The sequence below is a fragment of the Streptomyces sp. NPDC021115 genome, from assembly GCF_044333065.1.
Classification (GTDB): Bacteria; Actinomycetota; Actinomycetes; order Streptomycetales; family Streptomycetaceae; genus Streptomyces.
Window position 1 is genome coordinate 38,172 of sequence record NZ_JBIRQF010000038.1, and the last position, 6,317, is coordinate 44,488.

Genomic DNA, 6,317 nt, shown 5'->3' on the forward strand with positions numbered 1-6,317 from the left:
CGCTCCTATTCGGCGAGTGCCTGCCCCTGTCGGCGCTGGGCGGCGATCGCCACGGCGGGGAGAGGTGCGATCAGCAGGATGAGGACGACCAGGTCCGGAAAGGACTGCATGAACGCGTCCGGCCGGACGACGATCGCCTGCGTGCGGACGATCGCGAACGCCGCGACGGGGATCAGCCACCGGTGGTCGCCGGTGGCGGCCGTCGCCACCCACGCGGCGATCAGCGCGGCGACTTCGAGGACGAACAAACCGCGCTGGAAAGCCGGACTGACGGAGATGATGTGCAGGCCCCCGGCCACGAACATGGCGAGCACGACGGGGGCCAGCCAGCGGTACGAGCGGCGTCGCAGACGGCTGGGACGGCAGAGCGCCAGCACGGCGCACGCGGCGCACAGTGCCCCCGACAGCACCAGGTCACGGGCCGTTATCGGGGCGCCAAGACCGTAGTAGCCCAGGCCCGCCTTGCCCTCGTCGCCGAAGAGGGTGCGGCCGTGGGACGTGGCGCCGGCCCAGATCATGGCTGCCGCGGCCGGCAGCGCGATCCACGGTCTGCCGCGCAGCAGGGCGATCAGGCAGCCCAGCGGGAGCAGCCCGTAGGGCAGCAGCCGTATCCGCGTGGGCCCTTCGGCCCACGGGTACCAGCCGGAGAAGTGGAAGGCGATGGCGTGCTGTCCGGGGTCGATGTGCAGCGCCCAGTGCCACACATCCTGCAAGTACGGAACCAGCGCCAGCGCGGCGAGGGCCAGAGCAGCCAGATGGATGCCGTCCAGCCACCACGGCCGGGCCGTGTCGTCGACGACGGCACGGGCGCGGGCCTGCACCCCGGCGCGCACCAGGGCGGCAACTTCCCGCGGCGGGGGCCAGGAGCGGCCGGGATACGCCTCGGACAGGCAGGCCAGCACCTCCTCTCCCTGCCGGGAACGGTAGGGCTCGGGATAGGCCGCAAGCAGCAGACGATTCATGCCGGGGCCGCTCCTGCATCCCGCGAGTGTCCGATGACGACGGCCGCCGCCTGCTGCATCCGCAGCGCCTCCCGGCCGAGCGCCTCGGCGCCGTCCTCGGTGAGCCGGTAGTAGCGCCGCGCCCGCCCGTCCACGATCTCCTCATGGCCGGCGGCCACCAGCCCGGCCCGCTCCATCCGCTCCAGCGCGCCGTAGAGAGTGCCGACAGCGATCCGGAGCCGCCCGTCGGTGGCCTGCTCGGCAGCCTTGATGATGCCGTAACCGTGCAACGGACCATCCATGAGTGCAGCAAGGATGAAGTACTGCGGTTCCGTCAAGGGCGGATTCTGTCTGGTCATGCATCGAGCATATATCGAGCTACGAAATATATCTGCCAGTCCTGGGTGATCAGCGACAGCACCTCCACGCCCGCGGCGAGCGTCACCTCCCCCGGCCGGCGGGCGCGACGGCGATCTCCTCGACGCACCCGCGCGGCGTTGGCGGATGCTCACCGCGACCTGGTCCGGGCCGAGCGGAATGTCTTTCCCACCGTGTCCGCCGGACCCGTCTCGCCTCCGTTGAATCTTCCACGGACCAGACCCTGTTCGCCCGGACCGGCCGGGAGATCAAGAAGATCGCCAAGTCCAAGCCAGCCGAGCACGGCCTGCCGTGCTCGACCTGGAGCCCAGCCAAGCTGGCCGGTTTCCTGGTAGCCGAGGGGGCGTTCGACGACATCAGCCACGAGGGCCTTACCGGCGATGTGTTGCTTCGGATGGTTTCATTCGGGTTGTTCTCGTTGGGCATGTCTCCATGCTCACCAGGAAGCCCGCAGGCGTGCCACACCCCCGTGAGGGTGGCCCTCCCAGGGCCCGCTTCCTGCTCGGCGGACGCCGGGTGCCGCGGTCGTCGTGATGGCACCTGACGGCCAAACGGGTGGCCATTTCCCCGATTCACTCGTCGGAGGGGCGGCAGTCCGCACACCTTCCGGTGCTCCCCATCCCCTCTCGTCTTGTCAAAGTTCCTGCCGTGAACTACTTTAGTTCACGGCAGGAACTAGCGGCAGGGGCATCCAGAGTTCGCCCTCTGCTGCTCCTTTCATCCGCGGCACCCCGGACGGCATTTCCGAAGCCCATCGACATGGGGTCCGCTGGCTGCCAATCACTGTCGCACCGGTGTCGACGTACACACGAGAAGGGGAATCATGAACACACGGTCATCCGGCACAATCGCCGTCTTCGATGCATTGGATGCACAGGGCGGAGCGGTCATCGACTCACTCCTGTCCCGCGGAGCGCACGTACGCGGCCTCGTCCGTGACCTTGGCTCCGACCGGGCACGGTCACTCGCCGGCCGAGGAGTCGAGCTCATCCGCGTCGAGGTCAGTGACGCCGCATCGTTGCTGGCCGCGCTGCAAGGGGTCGACGCATTCTTCTTCATGACCACCATCGAGGGTGACACCCACGACATTGACGGCGAGACGCGCCAGGGCATCGCCCTCATCGATGCGGCGGCCGCGGCGGCCGTGCCGAACGTGGTTTTCAGCTCGGTTGGAGGTGCTGACCGCGACTCGGGCGTGCCGCTCTTCGAGTCCAAGCGCTACCTGGAGGAGCGCCTTGAAAAGTCCGGCCTGCGGGCGACGCTGGTCCGACCGGTCGTCTACATGGACCATCTGCCGTTCCTGGGACCGAGCGTGGAGGACGGCGAGGTCGTGTTGCGTATGCCGCTGCCCGATCACATCCCGCTGCAGCTGATCGCGGTCCGCGACATCGGGCAGATCAGCGCCTCCTTCCTGCTTGGGGCCGCAGAAGCACCAGGCGGCACCATCGAAATCGCCGGCGACCAGCGCACCGGCAGTCAGATCGCCGCCGCGTTCGGCGAGCGCGCCGGGCTGCCGGCACGCTATGAGGCTCTGCAGCTGAATGCCTTTGACGACAACCCTCATCTGCAGGCAATGTTCCGCTGGCTGCAAGAGACGCCGGCCTTCCAGGCCGACATCGAAGCAGTGAAGGTGATCGAGCCGACCGTGTGGGACCTGCCTGCGTGGATCCGCTCCAGCGGATGGGCGGTCCCGAGCCCTGGCCGGTGACGCACTGCTGGATACCCATCGCAGCAACACCATCCACTGAGTGAACTTCCGGGCCCTGCTCCGCTCGGTCAAGGCAGCCCCGACCCAAACGGGATTGCCCGCAGGCAGTGGCGACTACGAGTTCCTGTTTACGTGCCGTCGAAAACGTCGGTCACATCGATCCCGGCGACTGCATGGACGATGCCGTCAGATGGGCGGTGATGCGGGCGACGGAGTTGGCGAGCTGGTGCTGCTCGTCGGCGGGCAGTGCACCGGCGATATCGGGCATGCGTCGGGCGACGTCGGCGTAGAGCGCGTCGACGATCTCCTTGCCGAGTGCGGTGGTGCTGAGTGTGACCGCCCGCCGATCGCGCTGGAGTGCTTCCCTTTGCACCAGTCCGCGTCGTTCGATGCGGTCAACGAGACCGCTGAGCGCGTTCTTGGCCACGCCGAGCAGCTGTGCGAGTTCACCCATGCCCTGTGGCTGATCCTTGATCACGCACAGGAGTGTCGCCTGGACCGAGGTGAGGTCGTGGTCAGCGCAGATCTGTGCGTACCGGCGCTGCACTAGCACGGACAGCCAGACCAGGTTGTTTCCGAAGTCGTCGTTCTCTGTCACCGGCGCACCCTTCCTTCGCTGTACGTCAGCTTACCTTGCGGAAATTCACGGCAGGAACTACTTTAGTTCACGGCAGGAACTGTTGGGCCGCCGATGGTGATGCGGCTCTGCGTGCTGTTGGTGCGGCACCAGCAGCGCTCCGCCACCGGTTAGTCCGGAGCAGACTCGCATGTGCCGTGGCGGGCTCGCCCAGTGCACGCCATCGCCTCAGAGCGCCCGGACGCGTTTTCTACGAAACCGAGACACAGACAACCCGCTCGCGCCGGGCATGGCAGCGACCGCTGCTGCACCGGCTTCAGGGCGGGCCCAGAGAGAGAAGCAATCATGAGCACACAGCCATTCGGCACAATCGCCGTCTTCGGTGGCACGGGCCAGCAGGGCGGATCGGTCATCGACGCGCTCCTGACCCACGGTGCGCACGTGCGCGCCCTCGTACGTAACCCCGAGTCCGACCGGGCGCAGGCGCTCGCCGACCGCGGAGTCGAACTCGCGCGCATTCAGATCGGCGACGCCGCGTCGCTGTCGACGGCGCTCAAGGGGGTGGACGCCTTCTTCTTCATGACCACCCCCGCAGGGCACACCCTCGCGGACATCGAAGGCGAGACGCAACTGGGCACCGCCCTCGTCGACGCGGCGGTCACGGCCGCCGTGCCGCACGTCGTGTTCAGCTCGGTCGGCGGCGCGGAACGCAACTCGGGCATACCGCACTTCGAGTCGAAGCGCCGTGTGGAGGAATACCTCCAGCGGTCCGGCCTGAGGGCGACGATAGTCCGCCCGGTCGCCTTCATGGAGAACTTCTCGTTCCTGGCACCGAGCATTGAGCAGGGCGAGATCGTGCTGCGCATACCGCTGCCCGACGGCATCCCGCTGCAGATGGTCGCCGTCCACGACATCGGCCGGATGAGCGCCGCTCTCCTGCTGGGCACCGCGGAGGCGCCCGGCGGCACCATCGAGATCGCCGGCGACGAACGCACCGGCAGCCAGATCGCCGCCGCCTTCGGCGAACACGCCGGGCTCCCGGCACGATACGAAGCCCTGCCCCTGAAGGTCCTCGAGGACAACCCGGATACCCAGGCCATGTTCCGCTGGTTCGCGGAGACGCCCGCCTACCAGGCCGACATCGATGCGGTGAAGGCGATCGAACCGGGTGCGTGGGACCTGCCCACGTGGCTGCGCTCCAGCGGCTGGACACTCCCGGGCCGGTGACAACCGCTGTCGCAGCCGAGTCAGAGGTGTCGACCGTCCAGAAGGGAAACGCATTGATGGATGTTGATGTTGACGTAGGCCAGCCGCTCTGCCTGATCGGAGATTCCGGCACGGGCAAGTCCCACATGCTCATCGCCCTAGGCACGGAGGCGGCCATGAAGGGTTACCGAGTCCGCTACACGCTGGCCACGAAGCTGGTCAACGAGCTGGTCGAGGCCGCCGATGAGAAGCAGCTCAACAAGACGATCGCTCGTTACGGCCGCGTCGACCTACTCTGCATCGACGAACTCGGCTACATGGAACTCGACCGCCACGGCGCCGAGCTGCTGTTCCAGGTGCTGACCGAGCGGGAGGAGAAGAACAGCGTGGCCATCGCTTCCAACGAGTCTTTCGGCGGCTGGACCAAGACCTTCACCGACCCTCGCCTCTGCGCGGCCATCGTCGACCGTCTCACCTTCAACGGCACCATCATCGAGACTGGCACCGACTCTTACCGCCTCGCCAGCACCCGAGCACGAGCCGAAGAGCACGCCAATGCCAGTTGACACCTGACGGTCCCGTCTTGGCGGACCCCGCTCTCACGGGCGGTGTCCGCCGCCAGAAAGTATTACCTCTGCTCAACTCGCTTGTTGAGCGTGCTCGGCTGTCCATGCCTTCCATTGGTCTGCCGTCATACGCCAGATGACATCGATCCCCACTTCGCCAGGAGCGACGGGCCCTTCAGTTGCTCGTATGCGCTCAACCTCAGTGAATCCCAAGCGGCGGGCGACGGCTCCGCTGGCCGGGTTGGCGGCATCGTGATGGATCTCGATGCGGTCGATGCCCGCGAGCTGGAAGCCCTGGCGGACAAGAGCCGCTGCCGCCATCGTGGCCAGCCCCCGTCCGGTCCAATGAGGGTGGAGCCAGTAGCCGATGTCGAGGCCGCCAGCTCCGATGCGGCGCATGAGGCCGCAGCTGCCGATCACCTCAGCATCTGATGTGATCGAATAGCCGAAGGCCTGTCTGGTTTCCCACTCTTCCTGGTTTCGGGCGAGGAAGTCAGAGGTTTGCTGTCTGCCAGAGTCGGCAGCCCACGGCATCCAGGGCACCAGATGGTCCAGGGACTCGTAGATCGCCCGTTCCAAGGCGTCGAGATCGCTCATGCGCCACCGGCGCAGCTCAACTTGGTCAGAGATGAGGCTTTCGGCAGGCTCTTCCATGCATCGGATGCTCTCGCAGCCCAGCTGAGACCGACAACGCATTATCGGTTGCCCGTCACTCAACCAGGCACGGTTGAGACTCCTCGGCCAAGAGCGACGTCATTTCTCGTGAACATCTGCGGAGGCTCCGACCCTCCGTCGCCTCCCAAACCGGTGGACAAACGCTGCTACTGAACGCGAACGAAGCCAGGCAGGCGGGAGCTGGTGTGCGCGCCTTGACCCGTACGGCGGCGCGGGCTTCTATGTCGTTGTGAAGGGCGGCTGCTGGCTGCTGCCCGACGGCGGCG

At 66.9% G+C, this 6,317-nt stretch carries 6 protein-coding genes and 2 pseudogenes; 4 read left to right on the forward strand and 4 right to left on the reverse strand.

Annotated features, from left to right (window positions below):
- Positions 1-5: 5 nt before the first annotated feature.
- A complete protein-coding gene (locus tag ACH4TL_RS45440) occupies positions 6-962 on the reverse strand; it encodes a hypothetical protein (RefSeq protein WP_208522650.1) in 957 nt (318 codons plus the stop codon).
- Positions 959-1,300, reverse strand: coding sequence for a PadR family transcriptional regulator (locus ACH4TL_RS45445; RefSeq protein ID WP_046913536.1), 342 nt, complete (start codon positions 1,298-1,300; stop codon positions 959-961). Before ACH4TL_RS45445 ends, ACH4TL_RS45440 begins: the two co-directional genes overlap by 4 nt.
- Before the next feature lie 260 nt (positions 1,301-1,560).
- Here ACH4TL_RS45445 and ACH4TL_RS45450 point away from each other — a divergent pair.
- Positions 1,561-1,713 (forward strand): annotated as a pseudogene (locus ACH4TL_RS45450) (IS630 family transposase); the annotation flags it as partial.
- Between the two features lie 429 nt (positions 1,714-2,142).
- Positions 2,143-3,027: an NmrA/HSCARG family protein gene (locus ACH4TL_RS45455; RefSeq protein WP_398331639.1), complete on the forward strand. Its 885-nt coding sequence runs from the start codon at positions 2,143-2,145 to the stop codon at positions 3,025-3,027.
- Positions 3,028-3,178: 151 nt separating this feature from the next.
- On the opposite strand, the gene ACH4TL_RS45460 is transcribed toward ACH4TL_RS45455, so the two are convergent.
- Positions 3,179-3,625: a MarR family winged helix-turn-helix transcriptional regulator gene (locus ACH4TL_RS45460; RefSeq protein ID WP_398331636.1), complete on the reverse strand. Its 447-nt coding sequence runs from the start codon at positions 3,623-3,625 to the stop codon at positions 3,179-3,181.
- A gap of 324 nt (positions 3,626-3,949) precedes the next feature.
- Between ACH4TL_RS45460 and ACH4TL_RS45465 the strand changes: the two genes are divergently transcribed.
- The gene (locus tag ACH4TL_RS45465; protein ID WP_398331633.1) at positions 3,950-4,831 is read left to right on the forward strand and encodes an NmrA/HSCARG family protein; all 882 of its coding nucleotides are present in this window, start codon (positions 3,950-3,952) and stop codon (positions 4,829-4,831) included.
- Positions 4,832-4,911: 80 nt separating this feature from the next.
- Positions 4,912-5,376: pseudogene (locus tag ACH4TL_RS45470) on the forward strand (ATP-binding protein); the annotation flags it as partial.
- 72 nt (positions 5,377-5,448) lie between these two features.
- Here the strand turns inward: ACH4TL_RS45470 and ACH4TL_RS45475 are convergent.
- Positions 5,449-6,030: a GNAT family N-acetyltransferase gene (locus ACH4TL_RS45475; protein WP_398331630.1), complete on the reverse strand. Its 582-nt coding sequence runs from the start codon at positions 6,028-6,030 to the stop codon at positions 5,449-5,451.
- Positions 6,031-6,317: the final 287 nt, after the last annotated feature.

What these genes read in the sequence shown, in the direction of transcription:
- ACH4TL_RS45440 (WP_208522650.1), bottom strand. Translation starts at nt 962, where the DNA reads ATGAATCGTCTGCTGCTTGCGGCCTATCCCGAGCCCTACCGTTCCCGG.
- ACH4TL_RS45445 (WP_046913536.1), bottom strand. Translation starts at nt 1,300, where the DNA reads ATGACCAGACAGAATCCGCCCTTGACGGAACCGCAGTACTTCATCCTT.
- ACH4TL_RS45455 (WP_398331639.1), top strand. Translation starts at nt 2,143, where the DNA reads ATGAACACACGGTCATCCGGCACAATCGCCGTCTTCGATGCATTGGAT.
- ACH4TL_RS45465 (WP_398331633.1), top strand. Translation starts at nt 3,950, where the DNA reads ATGAGCACACAGCCATTCGGCACAATCGCCGTCTTCGGTGGCACGGGC.
- ACH4TL_RS45475 (WP_398331630.1), bottom strand. Translation starts at nt 6,030, where the DNA reads ATGGAAGAGCCTGCCGAAAGCCTCATCTCTGACCAAGTTGAGCTGCGC.